Genomic DNA, 18,904 nt, shown 5'->3' on the forward strand with positions numbered 1-18,904 from the left:
CCCCGTCATGGGGGCCCGTCGTCCGTCGCCGGTCAGCCGGCGGCGGACGACGTGTGTCGTCCCCAGGGCCGCTCCCCGGGTTCGGGACTGTGCTCGCGCACACCCGGACGCGGTCACCGTTGGGGGCCTGCCCAGCCGTGCGGACGCAGGGCTTCCGGGCCGTGTTACGCGGAAGTAACGTGCGGGCGTGACCCCTTCGACGACCGTACCCGGCGCGCTCAGGCCCCCCGAGCTCCACGGCCGCGGCGAGGAGACGGCAGCCGTGGAATCCCTGGTGGGGCGATTACGGGCCGGGCTCGGCGGGGTGCTCGTCCTGACCGCGCAGCCAGGGCTCGGCCGCACCGCACTCGTGGAGTACGCGCGGAGCTGTGCCTCGCGCGCCCCGCTCCCCGCGGTCCGGCTGACCGCGCCGGCTGCGCTGCCGCGCCAAGGCCCGCTGCTCGTCTGCGTCGACGACGCGCACACCTGGCCGTCGGCGGCCCGGTCCGCCCTCTTGAGCGACCTGCGCCGCCTGCCCGCCCAAAGCCCCGTGGCCGTACTGCTCACCCTCGCCGAACATCGCGTAGGAGAAGGGGAGTTGGACGGGCTGACCACCCTGCGCCTGGCGCCGCTGGACGACAGCGCTGCCGCCGTCCTGCTCGACCGGCTCACCGAGGGCGCCGCGGACCCGGTCGTCGGCGCCTGGCTGATCCGCGAGGCCACCGGCAACCCGCGTCTGCTCCGCGCACTGGTCACGGCCCTCACCCCCGGCCAGCTCGCCGGACGCACCCCGCTGCCCGATCCCCTGCCCGGCGGAGAAGACCTCCTCGGCGACTACGCCGCCCGCGTCGAGGCCCTGCCCGCCGATGCCCGCACCCTGCTGCTGCTCGCATCCGCGGCCGGGGAACACGAGCCCGACGGAGCGGGCGCGGACCTCGCCCTGCTGCTGCGGGCCGGCGGCGACGCCTCGGGACTCGCACCCGCCGAGGCCGCGGGCGCGGTCGTCGCAGCGGGCGGGCGCGTCCACTTCACCCACCCGCTGCTGCGCCGCGCCGTGCTGCGCCGCGCACCCCTCGCCCGCCGCGGCGCCGCCCACGCCCGCCTCGCCGCGGCCTGCCGGGACCCTCTCGCCCGCCTCGTCCAACTGGCCTGCGCGGCAGGGGATCACGACGCGCGGCTCGCCGAAGCCCTCGCCGATGCGGCGACCGCACCCCGCCCGCACGCCGAGCGCTCCGCCGTCCTGGCCCGCGCCGCCGCGCTCACCGCCGACACCGGGCTGCGCACCGACCGGCTCGCCGCCGCCGCGGAAGCATCCCGGCTCGCGGGGGACCCCGTGCGGGCCCGCGCCCTGCTGGCCCGCACCGCCGCCGCCCCGGCCCACAGCGGCGTCCACCGGGTGCGCGGACTGCTGTGCCTCGCCGACGGACCAGCAGCCGACGCCAGGGAGGAACTGCTCACCGCCGCCGTGCTGCTCCCGCCCGAACCGGCCCGCCACGCCCTGATCGGCGCGGCCGAGGCAGCCTGGGCGATGGGCGACGCGGCGGCCTACCGGGAAGCCATGGCGCGCGTTCCCGCCTGCGCCGACGACCCGTCCCTGGAGGCCTACCGCGCCGGGATGTGCGCGGTCCTCGCGGGCCGCAGCGCCGAGGGCCACGCCCTGCTGCGCCGCTGCCTGGACGACGTACCCGGGCCGGGCGATCCGGCGGGGCTGCTGCGCGCCGGAGCCGCCGCCCTGGTCGTCGGCGAGGTGGAGACCGCCTGCCGAGCGGGCGCCCGCGCACTTGCTGCCGTACGCGCCTACGGCCCCGAGGTCCTGCTGCCGCGCGCTCTGGAGCACCTGGCCTACGGCGAACTGCGCGCGGGCCGCCATACGCGGGCCCGCGCGCACGCCCTCGAAGGGCTCCGGGCCGCGCACCGCATCGGGCAGCCCAACGTCGCGGTCTCGCTGCACGCCGTCCTGGCCCTCGCGGCGTCCGTGGAGGGCGACGCGGAGGCCTGCGCGACGCACGCGGCAGCCGCGGCGGCGGGCGCGGGAGCGCACGGTCTCAACCAGGCCGCCACGCTCGCCGTCTGGGCGGTCGCCCGAGCGGATCTCGCCGTCGGGCGCCCGGGGGACGCGGCGGCCCGGCTCGCCCCGCTGGTCTCCCCGGGACCGCGCCGCGGGCACTTCGCCGTCCGGATGCTGGCCGTCCCCTGCTTCGTGGAAGCGGCCGTGCAGGCGGGGCGGACGGCGGAGGCCCGCAGCGCCACGGCGGAGTTCACCCACTGGGCCGAGGCCACCGCCGACCGCCTCGCCCCGGCCCAACTGGCCCGCTGCCGGGCCCTGTTGGCCCCGACGCAGCAAGCGGCCGCAGCGTACGAGAGCGCGCTCGCGCACCACGACCGCACGCCGGGCGAGTTCGAACGGGCCCGTACGCAGCTGCTGTTCGGCCAGTGGCTGCGCCGCAGGCGCCGTACCCGCGAGGCGCGCGGCCCGCTGCGGGACGCCCTCGTCGGCTTCGAGCGGTGCGGCGCACGCGCCTGGGCGGACCGCAGCCGCGGTGAACTGCGCGCCGCGGGCGAGGCGGTGGCGGGGGAGCCGGGCCCCGGGCCGCTCGCGGCACTGACCCCGCAGCAGCAGCGTATCGCCCGGCATGTGGCGGAGGGCGCCACCAATCGCGAGGTGGCGGTGCGCCTCTCCGTGAGCCACCGCACCGTCGACCACCACCTGCGCAATGTGTTCGCCGCGCTGGGCATCCGCTCCCGCGTCGATCTGTCGAGGCTGCTCGCCGGCGACGGTGGGTTGCCGGACCGTGATGAGGAGATTGCCGCACACCTCTAGGTACCGACCGGGCGGTATGCCATTCTTCGGGCGTCAGGAAGATCCGGCAGCGAGCACACTCCCCGGAGGCCCCATGCCACACGTCCTGCGGTCACGGGTCGGGACCCTGCACGAAGTGCCCGCCATCACCCCGCTCGTTCCCGGCCCGCGCTCTCTCCTCGACGCCGACGCCGTCGCCGTACTGCACCGGGCGGCCCGCGCCCTGCTGCGGGACCTGGCCGCGATGACCGACCGGCTGGTCGCGGAGCTCGGCGAGCAGGAGCCCGCCTACCGGGCGGACATCGAGACCCGCCCCACCGAGGTGTGGCAGGAGGTGCACCGCTCCCTGCGGCACAGCGTCACCTCGCTCCTCCAGCCGGGCGAGACCAGAGAGGCCGCCCACCGCACGTCCACGCAGATCGCCGGGGTACGCGCCGAACGCGGCCTGCCGCTCGACGCGTTGCTGCACGCCTTTCGGCTCGGCGGGGCGATGGTGTGGCAGGGCCTGGTCGACGAGGTCTCCCGCGGCAACCCCGACGACATGCGGCTGCTCATCCATGTCGCCACGGACGTCTGGAACTTCGTCGACGAGCACTGCGGCATCGTCGCCGACGCCTACCGCCGCACCGAGCGGCGCATGGCCTGGCGGCACGAGAACCGCCTGCGCCTCCTGACCGCGGGCCTCCTCGACGGAAGCGCCCGGCTCACCGACCTGCCCACCGCCGCCGACGTCCTGGGACTGCCCGAGGACGGGTGGTACGCGGTGGTCGCCGTGGCGGGCGAGGACGTCCGCCTCACCCTGCCGACGACGACGCGGACACTGCGCCACTGCGCCGCCGGAGTCGAGTACGCCCTGGTGCTGCTGGGCGGCGCCGATGACGACCCTGCTGCCGAACTGTCCGCGCTCGGCGCCGGACTCGCCCTGCCGCCCGGGGCCCGCGCCGGCATCGGCTCACCCGTGGAGGGCCTTGCCGCCGTCCCCTACGCCCGCCGCCTCGCCGACACCGCACTGCGCGCCTGCCCCCGCGGCGGCGGCACGGTCCTCCTGGACGAACGGCTGCCCGACGCCCTCGTCGTCTCGTCGCCAGAACTCGCGGAGGCGCTCGCCGAACGGGTCCTGGGGCCGCTGCGCTCCCTCGACCCCGCCGACCGTGACCTCCTCCTGGACACGCTCGTCGTCTGGCTGGAGAGCGACGGCTCCGCGCAGCGCGCGGGCACCCGCCTCTACTGCCACCGCAACACCGTCCTGAACCGGCTGCGACGCGTCGAACAGCTGACCGGCCGCAGCCTCACCCGCGTCGGCGACCTCGTGGAGATCTCGCTCGCCCTGGGCGCCCGCAGGCTGCTCGGCGGGTGACCCCGGGGACGGAGGTGGGGCGGCAAGGGAATCCCCTGCCGCCCCACCGAAGGGTCGTACGCCCGAATCAGACCACCGGCGCCGGGTAGGTCGGATACTCCACGCCGGAGACGTGCTGGACGACGCGGATGACCTGGCACGAGTAGCCGAACTCGTTGTCGTACCAGAGGTAGAGGATCGCGTTGTCGCCGTCGACCTTGGTCGCGCCCGCGTCGACGATCGACGAGTGGCGCGAGCCGACGAAGTCCATGGAGACGGCGTCGGGGGCGGTCGTGAAGTCGATCTGGCGCTTCAGCGGCGAGTGCAGCGAGACGTCACGGAGGTAGTCGAGGACTTCCTCGCGGGTGGTCTCGCGGCCCAGGCGCAGGCTCAGGATGGCGATCGAGACGTCCGGGACGGGGACGCGGATCGAGCTGCCGGTGATCGGTGCCTTGAGGTCGGGCAGCGCCTTGGCGACGGCGGACGCGGCACCCGTCTCGGTGATCACCATGTTCAGCGGCGCGGAGCGGCCGCGGCGGTCGGCCTTGTGGTAGTTGTCCAGGAGGTTCTGGTCGTTGGTGAACGAGTGGACGGTCTCCACGTGGCCGCGCAGCACGCCGTACTCGTCGGCCATGGCCTTCAGCGGCGGGACGATCGCGTTCGTGGTGCAGGAGGCGCAGGACAGGATCTGCTCGTCCGGCTTGATCGTGTCGTGGTTGACGCCGTGCACGATGTTCGGGACGTCGCCCTTGCCCGGCGCGGTCAGGACGACCTTGTCGATGCCGGGGCGCAGGTGGTTGGAGAGCCCCTCGCGGTCGCGCCACTTGCCGGTGTTGTCGATGAGGATGGCGTCCTTGATGCCGTACGCCGTGTAGTCGACCTCGGAGGGGTCGTTGGCGTAGATCACCTTGATCGCGTTGCCGTTGGCGATGATCGTGCTGGTCGCCTCGTCCACGGTGATCGTGCCCTGGAACTGGCCGTGGATGGAGTCACGGCGCAGCAGCGAGGCACGCTTGACGATGTCCTGCTCACCGCCCTGGCGCACGACGACGGCGCGCAGGCGCAGGCCGTTGCCGGAACCGGCCTTCTCGATGAGCAGCCGGGCGACGAGGCGGCCGATGCGGCCGAAGCCGTAGAGGACGACGTCGCGTCCCTCGCGGCTCTCGATCTTGTTGGCGCCCGTGGCACCGGCGACGGCCTCGGCGGCGAACTCCGACACCGACAGACCGCGGTCGTCGGTCCTGTACGCCTCGGCGAGCAGGCCGACGTCGATCTGGGAAGGGCCGAGATCGAGCTCGGTGAGGGCCTGGAGGAACGGCAGCGTCTCGGTGACGGAGAGTTCCTCACCGGCGATCTGCCGGGCGAATCGGTGGGTCTTGAGGAGGCTGACCACCGACTTGTTCACCAAGGAGCGGCTGTGGAGCAGGACGGTGACGTCCCGCTCCCGGTGCAGCTTCCCGATGATCGGGATCATCGACTCCGCGATCTCCTCGCGGTGCTTCCAATTGGTGAACGAGTCGTCATTGACAGTCACAGGTTTATCTTTCGAGCTAGGCGGCGCTCATATGCTAACCCGATGCCGCCTTTGATCTTGCAATGGGTGCCGAGGGGCGCCGCCCGCCCTTGCTTCAGGGGGATTCAGAGGGGAACGGCGACGGCGTTGAACGTCGTCCCGGGCTCCTGCGGGCTGCTGAAGCGGGCGTTGACGAGGTAGAGGCGATCGCCCCAGCGGGCCGCCGTGGTGGGGATGTCGAAGCGCGGGTCGGTGATCGTGCGGCGCAGGGTGGCGGTGTCGGCCTTGGCGTCGAGAGCGAACACGCTGACCGCGTTCAGCCGGTTCTGTACGACGTAGAGGGTGCGGCCGGTGCGGAGGAGGCCGTCGCCGTTGGCCACGCCGTCCGCGCCGACCAGTTTGATCTCGGTGGCGTATCCGGTCTTCAGGTCCACTCGGTAGAGCTTGCCCGGCGAACTGCTGACCACGATCAGGCCCCGGCCGTCGGGGGTGGAGACGATGCCGTTGGCGTTGATCACGTCCGGCGTCTGGACCCAGTCGCCGCCCAGCGGCAGCGCGCGCACCGTGCCCTTGCGTCCGCGCGGGACGCCGTACAGCACGCTGTCGCGCGAGTCGGTGAACCAGGCGCGGTCGCCGAGCAGGGTGACGTCGTTGATGAAGTGGCCTGCGGCCTGCGTCAGTTGGTGCGTGGCCACCAGCTTGCCGCTGCGGGTGTCCAGGACTCGTGCGACCCCAGTGTTTCCGGCGATGTAGAGCAGGCCGTCGTCGTCCAGCTTCAGGCCGACCGCCACCATGCCGGCGGCCCCCTCGTGGAAGACCTCGCCCCGGCCGGTGCGCAGGTCGGTGCGGTAGACGGCGCCGTTGGCGCGCGAGCCCATGTAGGCGTAGGGCCTTCTGCCGATGGCGATCCCTTCGGGGAGGAAGCCGTCGGGGAGGGGGAACTCGGTCGGCCATGTGGCGCCCCGCGCGGCGGCGGCTGAGGCCGTTCCGGTGCCGGTCGCCGCTGCCAGGGCCGCTGAGGTGGCGCCGCCGATGACGGCCCGCCGGGACGGCCGGGGGTGATTGCGGCTGTTGCCATGGTTACGGTTCATGGTGCCGGGCCTCCGTGGGGCGGGACGGGAGTCTGCGAACTCGGCTCCAACTCGCTGACGAGCTCGGTGAGTTGAAAACGCGGCGCCGCCCGGCGGAGTTCCCTCGCGCCCCGCTCGTCTCTCCATGTGCCGCACGGACCCGCTGAGCTGCCCGCCGACCCGGCGCGGGTCAAACTCCAACTATGCGACCCCATAAGCTGCCCTTATGGGGTCATAGGCCCAGCCCGAGTACTAACTTAGGATTGCCTTAGTTTAGGCTTCCCGACGAGCCCCATGTCTTCGCTCGAAGGGAACCTGATCATGTCTCGCCCTCTGCGGGTAGCTGTTGTCGGAGCCGGTCCGGCCGGCATCTACGCCGCCGACGCGCTGCTGAAATCCGCAGTGGCGGTCGAGCCCGGTGTGTCGATCGACCTCTTCGAGCGGATGCCCGCGCCCTTCGGTCTCATCCGCTACGGGGTCGCCCCCGACCATCCCCGGATCAAGGGCATCGTCACGGCCCTGCACCAGGTCCTCGACAAGCCGCAGATTCGTTTCTTCGGCAACGTCGACTACCCCCGGGACATCGACCTGGACGACCTGCGCGCCTTCTACGACGCGGTGATCTTCTCCACCGGCGCGACGGCCGACCGGGCTCTCGACATCTCCGGCATCGACCTCGAGGGCTCGTTCGGCGCCGCGGACTTCGTCTCCTGGTACGACGGGCACCCGGACGTGGCGCGCACCTGGCCGCTCGACGCGGAGAAGGTCGCGGTCCTCGGCGTGGGCAACGTGGCGCTCGACGTGGCGCGCATCCTGGCCAAGACCGCGGAAGAGCTCCTGTCGACGGAGATCCCGCCCAACGTCCACGAGGGCCTCAAGGTCAACAAGGCGCGTGAGGTCCACGTCTTCGGCCGTCGCGGTCCCGCGCAGGCCAAGTTCAGCCCGCTGGAACTGCGGGAGCTCGACCACTCCCCGAACATCGAGGTCATCGTCGACCCCGAGGACATCGACTACGACGACGGCTCGATCGCGACCCGGCGCGGCAACAAGCAGGCCGACATGGTCGCCAAGACGCTGGAGAACTGGGCGATCCGCGACGTCGGCGACCGGCCGCACAAGCTGTTCCTGCACTTCTTCGAGTCGCCGACCGAGATCCTCGGCGAGGACGGCCAGGTCGTCGGCCTGCGCACCGAGCGCACCACCCTCGACGGCACCGGCAACGTCAAGGGCACCGGCGAGTTCAAGGACTGGGACCTCGGCGCCGTCTACCGCGCCGTGGGCTACCTCTCCGACGAGCTGCCCAAGCTGCCCTGGGACGTCGCGTCGGGCACCGTGCCGGACAAGGGCGGCCGGGTCATCGAGGAGACCGGCGAGCACCTGCAGTCGACGTACGTCACCGGCTGGATCCGCCGCGGCCCCGTCGGCCTGATCGGTCACACCAAGGGCGACGCCAACGAGACGGTGGCCAGCCTCCTGGACGACCACGCGAACGCCCGCCTGCACACGCCGACGGCCCCCGACCCGACGGCGGTGGAGGCCTTCCTCGGCGAGCGGAACGTCCGCTTCACCACGTGGGAGGGCTGGTACCGCCTCGACGCCGCGGAGAAGGCGCTGGGCGAGGCGGAGGAGCGCGAGCGCGTGAAGATCGTCGAGCGCGAGGACATGCTCAAGGCGAGCGGCGCCTGACCGTCTTCCAGACGTCGCAGGGGTGTCGGGGGTGGCCGTCAGCAAATGTCGCGGGCGGCCATCCGGAGGGTGAGTCCGCGGGGTGGGCTCAGGGGCCCGGCTCATCGCCGCCCGACGCGTGGCGCGCCCCGGAACGCACCGTGCTGCGCACCACAGCCTCTTTGAAGACCGCCGCGGCGCGTCCTGTCAGGACCAGCCCGCGCGGGCGGTCGTCGGCGTGGGTGAACTGGACGACGCCGTCGTGCCGGCCCAGGCTGATGTTGGTGAAGGCGTACCCGATCCGGACGGGCCCGGGTTCCCGGCCTGCCAGCCGAGCAGCGACGACATCGGCCACGCCCCGGCCCATGGGCAGCGCCGCCTGGCAGGACATTCGGCTCGGTGTCCCGTCCGCCGACACCCCGGCGGCCGCGTCGCCGATGGCGTACACCTCAGGGTGCGAGACCGAGCGCAGGGTGGCGTCGACGAGCATCCGGCCGCGCTCATCCGTGGCGAAACCCGCCACGCGGGCCAGCTCCGGCACACGGAACCCAGCAGTCCATACAACGGCGTCAGCGGCGAACGATGTGCCGTCGCGGGTGTCCAACCCGTCCTCCCGCACCGCAGCGACGACGGTCCTCGGGTGGACCGAGACGTCCAGCCGGTCCAGGGCGCGCCGCAGGTGCGTCCGGGCTCGTGGCGCGAGCCCGGCACCGACGTCATCGGCAGCGGTGAACAGCCCGACGCGCAGCTCGGGGCGACTGTCGGCCAGCTCCGCTGCGGTTTCCAGCCCGGTCAGTCCTCCGCCGACGACTGCGACAGTGCCGCCCGAGGCGATCTCGGCAACCCTGTGCCGCAACCGCGTCGCCTGCTCGAGGCCGGCGACCGCGTCGGCGTGCTCGACCGCCCCGGGAACATCGTCGAGCCGCGCCTGGCTGCCCACCGCGTACACCAGGGTGTCGTAGCCGATCGCTCGGGGCGCGGCGGCGATGCACACGGTCCGGCGGGTTGAATCGATCGCGGTCACGCGTCCGACGACCAGCTGGACCGGTGTACCGCCGAGCTGTTGACGCAACGACAGCTCCGTCAATCGCTGGCCGGCGGCCAGTTGATGGAGCCGCACCCGCTCCACGAACCGGTCCGAGGCATTCACCAGCGTGATGCTGACATCGCTGTGGCGGAGCTTGCGGGCGAGGCGCTTGGCCGCGAGCAGACCGGCGTAACCGGCGCCTACGACTACGAGACGATGGCTCATGGCATGGCTTCCTTCGGGCTGTTCGGGATGTTCGGGATGTTCGGGATGTGAGGACTTCGGGCGGCTTCAGCGCACCGCGCAGAATCGGTCGCCGCGCATCGGCGTCAGGCCGCGGACCTTGCCACGGCAACCGCCCAGGCGATGTACAGGACGTTCACCGCCAGCCGGGCCACCGCACCCGACGGCCGTTCCAGCAGCCGGGGCCGGTCTGGGTGTGCCCGCCGCAGCGCGTCCATGTGGGACACCTGGTAGCCGGTGATCAGGACGGCGGCGGCCCAGCCACCGGCCGGTCTGCCGCACGGGACCAGCACCAGCGCACCCACCACGACCTCCGCCGCCCCGCTGACGGCCACCAGGAGCCGCTCCCGGCCGAGCCATGCGGGTACCAGCCTGCGGAAGTAGCCGGGGGTCAGGAAATGCATGACTCCCGTGACGACCAGGAACACCGCCAGAGTGACGGCAGCGATAGCGTGCACGGCACGATGATCCATTCACCCCGCGCCTGGGTTCTTGAACAGAACGATCGCCGCACCGTCTTCGCCTCGGGCCCCGAGGCGACGATGTTCGCCGAGTCCCGCCCGTTCCGCGTCGCCTCACACCGGCTGCCCGCATGGAAAGCCGTGCTGCCGATCGGCGGCCACGCTGAACTCCTCCAGCCGGGCGGGCCCATGGTGGCGGCGCCCGGACTGATCGTGCCGCCCCAGCTGGCCCACGCCTGCGCGGCGACCTCGCCCTACCTCGCCCTCTTCATCGACCCCTGGCAGCTGCCTTCCCGCCCGGAGCCGATACTCCTCGAAGCGGACGAGGTACGGCGCCTGCTCGCCGCGCTCGGCGCCACCGATTCCGACGGGCCCGGCACCCACGTGGACCTGGCCGCCGGGTATGCCGAGCTGCGGGCACTCGCCGGGCGCCCGATCTCGCTCGACCCCAGAGTCGCCCACGCCGTCCACCTGTGTACGTCGCACGATCCGGACCTGCCTGTCGCCTCCATCGCCACCGAGGTCGGCCTGTCGGCGGTGCGGCTGCGGGCCCTGGTCCGGCAGGACGTGGGCATCGCGCTGACGCGTTTGCGCCGCTGGGGGCGGCTGCGGTCCGCGATCGCCGAGCTGCCCGGTTCGACTGCCGCCCTGGCAGCAGCCACCGCGGGCTTCGCGGACCAAGCCCATCTCACCCGTACCGCACGGGACTTCATCGGGCGTACGCCTGCCTCTCTGCGACGCATCGAGACGTAGGACGCCCTTGACGTGCCGTCACGCGCCGCACGACTGAGAGCTCCGCCGGCCCGGGAACCAGAAGCGACCCGCAACCGACCACTGGTGCGTACGGACGACGAACGCCCACTGGATCGAGGCCGCCGCAGCATGCACTGGTACGAGGACGACGGATTCTGGTCCGATTTCTCCGAGACGATGTTCTCCGAGCGGCGGCGCGCGGAGACGGCGGAGGTCGTCGCGCGCTCGCCGCTGCTCGGGTTCCCGGCGGGCAGCCGCGTACTGGATCTGTGCTGCGGGCCCGGCCTGTACCTGGAGCCGCTCGTGCGCCGCGGCTACACCGTCACGGGCGTGGACCTCAGCGCGGAACTCCTGAAGCGGGCCCGGGTCGGGTGCGAGGACGCCGGGGTCGATGTCCGCCTGATCCGGGCGGACATGCTCACCCACGTCGAGCCGGACGCGTACGACGTGGTGCTCAATGTTTTCACCTCCTTCGGGTACTTCGACGACCCGCGGGACAACGCCCAGGTGCTGCGCAACGCCCACGACTCGCTGGCCCCCGGCGGGCAGCTGCTGATCGACGTGATGGGCAAAGAGGTGCTCGCGGGCTGGATCGGCCGCCCCCAGATCGTCGAACTCGACGGTGCCTACGTGGTGCAGCGCGACACCGTCCTGGACAGCTGGACGCGGCTGCGGACCGACTGGACGCTCGTGCGCGACGGGGTCGCCCGCGAAGCCTCCATCACCTCCTTCCTCTACAGCGCGGCCGAGCTGCGCACCCTCTTCGAGGACGCCGGGTTCACCGGCGTGGAGTGCTTCGGCGGCTTCGACGGTGAGCCCTACGACCAGCGCTCCCGGCGCCTGATCGTGCGCGGGACCAAGCCCGGCCGATGACCGGGAGCGACCGGGGGAGTGGTTCGGGGAGCGACCGGGGCGGTTCGTGAATCTCCGGGAACTGAGCGGAGGCGCTCGACGACTACTGGATCGTGCCGCGCCGCGCAGGAGCGGCCGCACCGCCGCGAACCGTCCGACGGGTGAAGGGACTTCATGACCGAGGCCACAACCGGGGCCGCCTCCCCGGCGGCAGCCGCCCTCCCCGAGCCGACGGCGGGCAAGGCGGGCCGCGGGCGGCTCGTGACCACCCTGACGGTGCTCTCCGTGACGCTGGTCGTCTCCGTCATCGCCGGGATCGCCCTCGGCCCGACCGTCGTGCCGCTCGGGGACGTCGTGCGGTTCCTGACCGCCGCCCTCACCGGCGGCAGCATCGGCGCGGACGAGGTGAGCGGCTACTCCATCGTCTGGCACGTGCGCACCCCGCGGGTGCTGCTCGCCGCCGTGGTCGGGGCGGGGCTCGCGGTCGTGGGCGTCGCCATCCAGGCGCTGGTGCGCAACGCCCTCGCCGATCCCTTCGTCCTCGGCATCTCCTCCGGCGCTTCGGTCGGGGCCACCGCGGTCGTGGTGTTCGGGGTCTTCGCGGGTCTCGGCGTCTACGCCCTGTCCGCCGCCGCGTTCCTCGGGGCGCTCGGCGCCACCGTGCTCGTGTATCTGGCCGCGCGCGGGCCGCTCGGCCTGACGCCCTTGCGGCTCGTCCTCACCGGCGTCGCGCTCGCGTACGGGTTCCAGGCGCTGATGAGCGTGCTCGTCTTCCTCTCCCCGAACGGCCAGGCCGCGCGCACGGTGCTTTTCTGGCTCCTGGGCAGCCTCGGCTCGGCGTCCTGGGAGTCGCTGCCGCTGGCGGCCGGCGCCGTCCTGGTGACGGTCGTGGTGCTGCTGCGCCAGAGCCGCTCCCTGGACGTGCTGTCGCTGGGGGACGAGACCGCGGCCAGCCTGGGCGTGGACGCGGAGGCCCTGCGACGACGCCTGTTCCTCCTCACGGCGGCGGTCACCGGCCTGATCGTCGCGGTCAGCGGCGCGATCGGCTTCGTCGGGCTCGTCCTGCCGCATGTCGTGCGCATCCTCGTCGGCTCGACCCACCGCAGGGTCCTTGCCGTAGCGCCGCTCGCCGGAGCCTGCTTCCTGGTCTGGGTCGACCTCGTCGCCCGTACCGCCTTCGCCCCCGAGGAACTGCCGCTCGGAGTCATCACCGCGCTGATCGGCGTACCGGTGTTCATCGTCCTCATGCGCCGCCGCGGGTACCTGTTCGGAGGGCGCTGAATGACCCTCGTACTGCGGGATCTGTCGGTCGAGACGGCCGGGCGAGCCCTCGTCGACCGGCTGAACATCGAGGTGGACGCGGGGCGGATCGTCGGGCTCGTCGGCCCCAACGGCAGCGGCAAGTCCACCGCCCTGCGCTGCGTCTACCGGGCGCTGAAACCGACCTCCGGCGCCGTGCTCCTGGACGGCACCGACCTGACGTCGCTCAAGCTGCGCGACAGCGCCCGGTCGATCGCCGCGCTCACCCAGGAGAGCCACACCGAACTGGACTTCACCGTCGAGGAGGTCGTGGCCCTGGGGCGCGCCCCGCACGCCAGCGGCAACCAACCCCTCACCGCACGCGAACGCGCCCTGTGCGGGCAGGCCATGGACCGCCTCGACGTCACCCATCTCGCGGACCGCAGCGTGCTCACCCTCTCCGGCGGCGAGCGCCAGCGCGTGCTCGTGGCGCGCGCCCTCGTCCAGGAACCCCGCGTCCTGGTCCTCGACGAGCCCACCAACCACCTGGACATCCGCCACCAGGTGGAGCTCCTCTCCTTCCTGCGCGGATCGGGACTCACCGTGCTCACGGCCCTGCACGACCTCAACCTGGCGGCCGCCGCCTGCGACAGCATCGCCGTCCTCAGCTCCGGATCCCTGGTCACGACGGGCACCCCGGAGGAAGTCCTGAACCCCGAGCTGATCCGCAAGGTGTTCGGCGTCGACGCCACCGTCGTGCACCACCCGCGCACCGGGACGCCCCAACTCGTGTACGACCTCGCCCCCACCGGCACCCCGGCACCCGCCGACGCCCTTGCAGAAGGACCGCACTCATGATCCGACCACCGCTGCCCCGCGCCCTGGCAGCCGCCCTGCTGCTGACGGCCGGGCTTCTGACCACCGGCTGCGGCGCCGAGGTCGAGCCGACGGCGAAGAACAAGGCTCAGACGGTCACCGTCTCCAACTGCGGCAAGGACGTCACGTACACCCGTCCACGGCGTCCTGTGGCCTATGACGTCAGCGGCGCCGAGAAGATGTTTTCCCTCGGCCTCGCCGACCGGATGCGCGGCTACGTCATGAACAAACTCGGCGACCCCTCCATCAAGGGCTCGCCCTGGCGCGGGGATTACACCGACGTGGAGCGGCTGGGCACCGAGCGCATCACCCGGGAGATCGTGGTCGACGCCAAGGCCGACTTCGTCCTCGCCGGGTGGAACTCCGGCTTCAGCGAGGAGCGCGGCATCACGCCCGCCCTCCTGAAGAAGGTCGGTTCCTCCAGCTATCTGCACACCGAGACGTGCTGGGACTACGGCGACAAGACCGTCGACGTCACGCCCCTGGAGGCGCTCTACACGGACCTGGACAACCTGGGCCGGATCTTCGGCGTGGAGAAGCGGGCCGGGAAAGTCGTCACCGGACTCAAGGAGCGGGTCAGCGCCCTGAAGAAGACCTGGCCCCAGAAGGGCGACCCGGCCAAGGTCTTCGTCTACGACTCGGGAACCGACCAGCCCTTCACCGCCGGACGTCACGCGGCCCCGAACGACATCATCGAGGCCGCGGGCGCCGCCAACGTCTTCGACGACCTGGACAAGGGATGGACGACGGTGGGCTGGGAGCCCGTGATCAAGGCCAAGCCCGAAGTCATCGTCATCATCGACTACGCCGACCAGCCCGCCAAGGAGAAGATCGCCTACCTCAAGTCGCTCTCCAGTCTGAAGTCGGTCCCTGCCGTGAAGGAGAACCGCTTCTTCGTCATGTCCTACGGCGACGCCGTCAGCGGCCCGCGCAACATCAAGGGCGCCGAGCGCCTGGGCGGCTACCTCCGGTCGGTCGGGCGGTGACCCCCCTGCACACGGCGGCGGCCCCGGTGGCCACCGTCCACGGGCACATCACCGACGCGATGAAGGCTCCCGACCTGCTGCGGCTCACCGACAACGTGGTCCTCGCGCGCTTCGAGACGATGAAGGTGTACGCGGCGCTCGGCGCGGTCCGCACCCTCCTCGAACGCGGGACCGTACGACCCGGCCAGACCCTCGTCGACAGCTCGAGCGGCATCTACGCGCTGGCCCTCGCCATGGCCTGCCACCGTTACGGCCTCGGCTGCCACATCGTCGCCTCCACCACCGTCGACGCGGCGATGCGCGCCCAGCTGGAGATCCTCGGCGCCACGGTGGACCAGATGCCGCCGTCCGACAGCCTGCGCCTGGACCAGGAGCGGCGGGTGCACCGCGTGCGGCAACTGCTCGTGGAGCGCGCCGACTTGCACTGGATGCGGCAGTACCACGACGGCGTCCACTACACCGGATACGAGGAGTTCGCGGACCTGGTGGAAGCCGCGCTGCCCGACGCCCCGCTGACCGTGGTCGGAGCCGTCGGCACCGGAGCCTCCACCGGCGGGCTCGTCCAGCCGCTGCGTCAACGCGGGCGTGAGGTGCGGCTGTTGGGGCTACAGCCGTTCGGCAGCGTCACGTTCGGCAGCGAGGGCTTCAGTGATCCCGAGGCGATCATCGCCGGGATCGGCAGTTCGATCCCCTTCGACAACGTCCGCCACGAGCTGTACGACACCCTCCACTGGGTCGACTTCCGGCACGCCATGGCGGGAGCCGTCGACCTGCTGCGTACGCACGCGGTGTTCGCGGGCCTGTCCACCGGGGCCGCCCACCTCGTCACGGCCTGGGAGGCGGCCCGCAACCCGGACCGCATGCACCTGGTGATCGGCGCCGACACGGGCCACCGCTACACCGAACGGGTCTTCTCCCGTCACCAGGAGGCGCTCGACCCGCGCACCCTCGCACCGCACCGGATCACGGACCTCGCCGACCTCGCGCTGCCCTGGTCGGCGATGGAGTGGAACCGGCGCGGCTACGACGTACGCACCAAGAAGCACGAGAAGCACGAGAAGGAGGGGAAGGCATCGTGACCATCGCCGCCCTGGAAGCACTCACCTTCGGCCTCGGACGCCTGGTGGAGGCGGCCGGTGCCGCCGGACACCGGCTCTGCCTGCTCACCGGCGACCGGTCCGTCTACCGGCACGAACTGGACCGCCTGGAGCCCGGAGCGCTCGACGTCGTCGACGTCGACACCCGTGACGCGACCGCGTCCGCCGCGGCCCTGGCCGCCGTGCCCGACTTGAAGGGGCTCATCAACTCGACCGACACCTGGAGCGTGCCGGGCGCGGATCTGGCCGCCGGACTGGGACTGCCGGGGCCCGACCCGGCCGCGGTCCGTCTCCTGCGGGACAAGTCCCGGGTGCGCAATCTCCTGCACGAAAAGAACCTGAGCCGCGGCCCCGCCCTCACGATCCCGGCCGACCCCGCAGCGGCCGACGAGGTGCTCCGGCAGATCGGACTGCCGGTGGTCCTCAAGGACTCCGCGGGCACCTCGTCGCGCAACGTCTGGCTGGTCCGCGACGAGCGGCAGCTGCACACCGCTCTGCGTGAGGCCGCCCAACGCCCCTTCTCCGGGCGGCTGTTCGCGGAGCCGTTCCTCGCCGGGCCCGTCTACAGCGCCGAGACGCTCAGCTGGGCGGGGGAGACGAAGCTCCTGGGGGTCCTCAGCCGCCAGATGTCTCCCGAGCCGTCCGTCCGGGAGGAGGCCGCCGCCTTCCCCGTGGCCCTGCCGGAACCGGAGTTCGCCCTGATCCAGGACTGGGTGGGGCGCGTCCTGAAGACGGCGGGCCACGACGCGGGTTTCGCGCACGTCGAGTTCGTCCTCACCACCGAAGGACCGGAGCTCGTCGAGATCAACCGGCGGATCGGCGGCGCACTCGTCGGCGAGGCGCTGTGCCGCGCCCTGCGCACCAACGTGTACGACGCCATGGTCGCCGTGGCGCTCGGCCTGCGCCCCGCCCTGCTCGACGCACCCGCGGCCACGGGCCCCGCCACGGCGTTCGTCCTCGTCTACCCCGACCGCCCCGGCACCCTCACCGGCTGGACCGGCGTGGACGGCATCGCAGCCTTCCCCGGCTCACCCGAGTGGTACCCCACCGCGGCCCCCGGCGACCGCCTGGAGCACGTGAGCGATCAGCGAGGCTGCACCGGCATCCTCCTGGCCGAGGGCGCGACCGCCGAACTCGCCCTGCACCGCGCGCTGAGCGCCGCCGGGAGCATACGGCCGCTGGTCGCCGCCCACCCCTCGGAGTGACGCTCCTCGGGAAGCCGCGCGGGCGCCTGCGCTCCGGTCTCGCGCGGCTCACCGGGCCGCAACGCTTCCTGCTGGCCGGATCGTTCCTGATCCCGCTCGGCAGCTTCGCCGTCCTGCCCTTCATGTCGGTGCTGCTCCACGAGCGGCTCGGCATGGGCCTCGGCACGGTCGGCGTCGTGCTCGCCGTCGCCTCGCTGGTGCAGTTCTCGGGCGGTGTGGTGGGCGGCGCGATCGCCGAGCGCATCGGGCTGCGGCGCACGATGCTGCTCGCCCTGGTGATCCGTACGGCCGGGTTCGCCTGCTTCCTGCCGGGGCTGAGCCACCCGGCTGCCGCCGTCTTCGCGCTCCTCCTGGTCTCCGTCGGCGCCGCGCTCTATCTGCCCGCGAACAAGGCCTACTTGATACACGAGGTCGACGAGGAACAGCGCCCCCTGCTGTTGTCCGCGAGCGGCTCCGCGCTGAACGCGGGCATCGCCCTGGGGCCGCTGGCGGCGGCGCCCTTCGTCCTCGGAGCGTCGGCCGGACTCTTCACCGCGGTCACCGCGCTGTTCGCGGCGATCACCGCGGGCCATGCGCTCCTGCCCGTGGAGAGCCCCGACCACGGGCAGAGCATCAGGGCCGGGGGAGGGCAACAGGCGGGCCGGGAACGGCCGTTCGCCGGTCTCGCCGTGCTGCCCTTCGCGACCACCGTGCTGAGCCTGTACGTCTTCATGTTCTTCCAGCACTACCTCGCGCTGTACGCGGTGCCGCGCACCTCGACGACGTACTACGGCCTGGTCCTCGCGCTCTACGCCCTTCTGCTCGTCGTCGCGCAGCCCCTCCTCTCGGACTGGATCGCGCGCCTGCCCTACGTCCGCGCCCTCTGGTTCGGCTTCGGCGCGATGGCCGCGGGCATGGCCACGCTCGCCGTCGGCAACCACGCCGCGATCCTGGGCGGCGCCCTGCTCGTCTGCCTCGGCGAGATCGTGCTCTTCTTCAAGAACGACCTCGAAGCCCTGGCCCGATCGCCCCGCGCGCCGGCCGTCGTGTTCGGCCGCCAGCGGCTCGCGGCGGGAATCGGCGCCTTCGCCAGCGGAGTCGCCGGCGGCGAGGGCTACCAGTTTGCCGAACGCGCCGACAGCGCCGGTCTGTTCTGGGTCGCGGTCGCGGCCCAGTGCGCGCTGCTGCCGCTGTTCCTGACGCGCTGGTCGGCGGTCACAGGCCGAGGTCACTGAGCCCGGGGGAGCCGTCGGGGCGGCGGCCCAGCGGCCAGTGGTACTTGCGGTCGGACTCCTGGATGGGCAGGTCGTTGATGCAGGCATGCCGCACGCGCATCAGGCCGTCGTCGTCGAACTCCCAGTTCTCGTTGCCGTACGAGCGGTACCACTGGCCGGAGTCGTCGTGCCATTCGTAGGCGAAGCGCACCGCGATGCGGTTGCCGTCGTGCGCCCACAGTTCCTTGACGAGGCGGTAGTCGAGTTCCCGGTCCCACTTGCGGGACAGGAAGGCGACGATCGCGTCGCGCCCGGTGACGAACTCCGCGCGGTTGCGCCAGCGGGAGTCCTCGCTGTAGGCGAGGGCCACCTTCTGGGGATCGCGGGAGTTCCAGCCGTCCTCGGCGAGCCGGACCTTCTCGGCCGCGGTCTCCTGGGTGAACGGAGGTACTGGGGGTCGCGTGGTCATGGCTCTCCTGAACGTGGCAGCACAGTGGAGAACGGGCGTTCTCCATCGAGGGTGTCCACGATAGGAGAACGCTCGTTCTCGCGCAATGACGCGGTCGTGTCCAGGGTCGTAGTAGGGTCGGAGAACGTCCGTTCTCACTC

16 protein-coding genes are annotated in these 18,904 nt (G+C 72.2%); 11 read left to right on the forward strand and 5 right to left on the reverse strand.

Annotated features, from left to right (window positions below; translation table 11 throughout):
* Positions 1 to 187: 187 nt before the first annotated feature.
* Both ACFUPX_RS11740 and ACFUPX_RS11745 read left to right on the forward strand, forming a co-directional pair.
* The gene (locus ACFUPX_RS11740) at positions 188 to 2,800 is read left to right on the forward strand and encodes a LuxR C-terminal-related transcriptional regulator (RefSeq protein ID WP_383319826.1); all 2,613 of its coding nucleotides are present in this window, start codon (positions 188 to 190) and stop codon (positions 2,798 to 2,800) included.
* 73 nt (positions 2,801 to 2,873) lie between these two features.
* A complete protein-coding gene (locus ACFUPX_RS11745; RefSeq protein ID WP_383319828.1) occupies positions 2,874 to 4,136 on the forward strand; it encodes a PucR family transcriptional regulator in 1,263 nt (420 codons plus the stop codon).
* Between the two features lie 67 nt (positions 4,137 to 4,203).
* On the opposite strand, the gene ACFUPX_RS11750 is transcribed toward ACFUPX_RS11745, so the two are convergent.
* On the reverse strand, positions 4,204 to 5,649 hold the full coding sequence (locus tag ACFUPX_RS11750) for a glyceraldehyde-3-phosphate dehydrogenase (protein ID WP_383319830.1): 1,446 nt from the start codon (positions 5,647 to 5,649) through the stop codon (positions 4,204 to 4,206).
* 104 nt (positions 5,650 to 5,753) lie between these two features.
* Entirely contained in the window at positions 5,754 to 6,719 is a 966-nt protein-coding gene (locus ACFUPX_RS11755; protein ID WP_383319832.1) for an SMP-30/gluconolactonase/LRE family protein, read from the reverse strand.
* Positions 6,720 to 7,019: 300 nt separating this feature from the next.
* On the opposite strand from ACFUPX_RS11755, the gene ACFUPX_RS11760 reads away from it, so the two are divergent.
* Positions 7,020 to 8,384, forward strand: coding sequence for an FAD-dependent oxidoreductase (locus ACFUPX_RS11760; RefSeq protein WP_383319834.1), 1,365 nt, complete (start codon positions 7,020 to 7,022; stop codon positions 8,382 to 8,384).
* 88 nt (positions 8,385 to 8,472) lie between these two features.
* Here ACFUPX_RS11760 and ACFUPX_RS11765 read toward each other — a convergent pair whose 3' ends face one another.
* Together ACFUPX_RS11765 and ACFUPX_RS11770 are read right to left on the reverse strand one after the other, a co-directional pair.
* Positions 8,473 to 9,615 carry an NAD(P)/FAD-dependent oxidoreductase gene (locus ACFUPX_RS11765; RefSeq protein WP_383319839.1) on the reverse strand — a complete coding sequence of 381 codons (1,143 nt, stop codon included), beginning with the start codon at positions 9,613 to 9,615 and terminating at the stop codon, positions 8,473 to 8,475.
* Between the two features lie 104 nt (positions 9,616 to 9,719).
* Entirely contained in the window at positions 9,720 to 10,091 is a 372-nt protein-coding gene (locus ACFUPX_RS11770; protein WP_383319841.1) for a MauE/DoxX family redox-associated membrane protein, read from the reverse strand.
* A gap of 6 nt (positions 10,092 to 10,097) precedes the next feature.
* Here ACFUPX_RS11770 and ACFUPX_RS11775 point away from each other — a divergent pair, with 6 nt between their 5' ends.
* The 8 genes from ACFUPX_RS11775 to ACFUPX_RS11810 all read left to right on the forward strand — a co-directional run bounded on the left by ACFUPX_RS11775 (position 10,098) and on the right by ACFUPX_RS11810 (position 18,316).
* Positions 10,098 to 10,847 carry a helix-turn-helix domain-containing protein gene (locus ACFUPX_RS11775; protein ID WP_383319843.1) on the forward strand — a complete coding sequence of 250 codons (750 nt, stop codon included), beginning with the start codon at positions 10,098 to 10,100 and terminating at the stop codon, positions 10,845 to 10,847.
* A gap of 129 nt (positions 10,848 to 10,976) precedes the next feature.
* Positions 10,977 to 11,720 (forward strand): class I SAM-dependent methyltransferase, encoded by a 744-nt coding sequence (locus tag ACFUPX_RS11780; RefSeq protein WP_383319845.1) that lies wholly within the window; start codon positions 10,977 to 10,979, stop codon positions 11,718 to 11,720.
* A gap of 153 nt (positions 11,721 to 11,873) precedes the next feature.
* Positions 11,874 to 12,980: a FecCD family ABC transporter permease gene (locus ACFUPX_RS11785; RefSeq protein WP_383319847.1), complete on the forward strand. Its 1,107-nt coding sequence runs from the start codon at positions 11,874 to 11,876 to the stop codon at positions 12,978 to 12,980.
* The gene (locus ACFUPX_RS11790) at positions 12,981 to 13,796 is read left to right on the forward strand and encodes an ABC transporter ATP-binding protein (protein WP_383319849.1); all 816 of its coding nucleotides are present in this window, start codon (positions 12,981 to 12,983) and stop codon (positions 13,794 to 13,796) included.
* Positions 13,793 to 14,800, forward strand: coding sequence for an ABC transporter substrate-binding protein (locus ACFUPX_RS11795; protein WP_383319851.1), 1,008 nt, complete (start codon positions 13,793 to 13,795; stop codon positions 14,798 to 14,800). Before ACFUPX_RS11790 ends, ACFUPX_RS11795 begins: the two co-directional genes overlap by 4 nt.
* A gap of 59 nt (positions 14,801 to 14,859) precedes the next feature.
* Positions 14,860 to 15,879 carry a pyridoxal-phosphate dependent enzyme gene (locus ACFUPX_RS11800; protein WP_383320044.1) on the forward strand — a complete coding sequence of 340 codons (1,020 nt, stop codon included), beginning with the start codon at positions 14,860 to 14,862 and terminating at the stop codon, positions 15,877 to 15,879.
* Positions 15,876 to 17,102 (forward strand): ATP-grasp domain-containing protein, encoded by a 1,227-nt coding sequence (locus tag ACFUPX_RS11805; RefSeq protein WP_383319853.1) that lies wholly within the window; start codon positions 15,876 to 15,878, stop codon positions 17,100 to 17,102. Before ACFUPX_RS11800 ends, ACFUPX_RS11805 begins: the two co-directional genes overlap by 4 nt.
* The gene (locus ACFUPX_RS11810; protein WP_383319855.1) at positions 17,099 to 18,316 is read left to right on the forward strand and encodes an MFS transporter; all 1,218 of its coding nucleotides are present in this window, start codon (positions 17,099 to 17,101) and stop codon (positions 18,314 to 18,316) included. The genes ACFUPX_RS11805 and ACFUPX_RS11810 overlap by 4 nt, the downstream gene beginning before the upstream one ends.
* On the opposite strand, the gene ACFUPX_RS11815 is transcribed toward ACFUPX_RS11810, so the two are convergent.
* Entirely contained in the window at positions 18,297 to 18,764 is a 468-nt protein-coding gene (locus ACFUPX_RS11815; protein ID WP_383319857.1) for a DUF1348 family protein, read from the reverse strand. The genes ACFUPX_RS11810 and ACFUPX_RS11815 overlap by 20 nt on opposite strands.
* Between the last annotated feature and the right edge of the window lie 140 nt (positions 18,765 to 18,904).

The organism is Streptomyces sp. NPDC057302, assembly GCF_042667685.1.
Classification (GTDB): Bacteria; Actinomycetota; Actinomycetes; order Streptomycetales; family Streptomycetaceae; genus Streptomyces.

What these genes read in the sequence shown, in the direction of transcription:
- ACFUPX_RS11755 (WP_383319832.1), bottom strand. Translation starts at nt 6,719, where the DNA reads ATGAACCGTAACCATGGCAACAGCCGCAATCACCCCCGGCCGTCCCGG.
- ACFUPX_RS11785 (WP_383319847.1), top strand. Translation starts at nt 11,874, where the DNA reads ATGACCGAGGCCACAACCGGGGCCGCCTCCCCGGCGGCAGCCGCCCTC.
- ACFUPX_RS11765 (WP_383319839.1), bottom strand. Translation starts at nt 9,615, where the DNA reads ATGAGCCATCGTCTCGTAGTCGTAGGCGCCGGTTACGCCGGTCTGCTC.
- ACFUPX_RS11800 (WP_383320044.1), top strand. Translation starts at nt 14,860, where the DNA reads ATGAAGGCTCCCGACCTGCTGCGGCTCACCGACAACGTGGTCCTCGCG.
- ACFUPX_RS11775 (WP_383319843.1), top strand. Translation starts at nt 10,098, where the DNA reads ATGATCCATTCACCCCGCGCCTGGGTTCTTGAACAGAACGATCGCCGC.
- ACFUPX_RS11780 (WP_383319845.1), top strand. Translation starts at nt 10,977, where the DNA reads ATGCACTGGTACGAGGACGACGGATTCTGGTCCGATTTCTCCGAGACG.
- ACFUPX_RS11790 (WP_383319849.1), top strand. Translation starts at nt 12,981, where the DNA reads ATGACCCTCGTACTGCGGGATCTGTCGGTCGAGACGGCCGGGCGAGCC.
- ACFUPX_RS11815 (WP_383319857.1), bottom strand. Translation starts at nt 18,764, where the DNA reads ATGACCACGCGACCCCCAGTACCTCCGTTCACCCAGGAGACCGCGGCC.
- ACFUPX_RS11760 (WP_383319834.1), top strand. Translation starts at nt 7,020, where the DNA reads ATGTCTCGCCCTCTGCGGGTAGCTGTTGTCGGAGCCGGTCCGGCCGGC.
- ACFUPX_RS11795 (WP_383319851.1), top strand. Translation starts at nt 13,793, where the DNA reads ATGATCCGACCACCGCTGCCCCGCGCCCTGGCAGCCGCCCTGCTGCTG.
- ACFUPX_RS11745 (WP_383319828.1), top strand. Translation starts at nt 2,874, where the DNA reads ATGCCACACGTCCTGCGGTCACGGGTCGGGACCCTGCACGAAGTGCCC.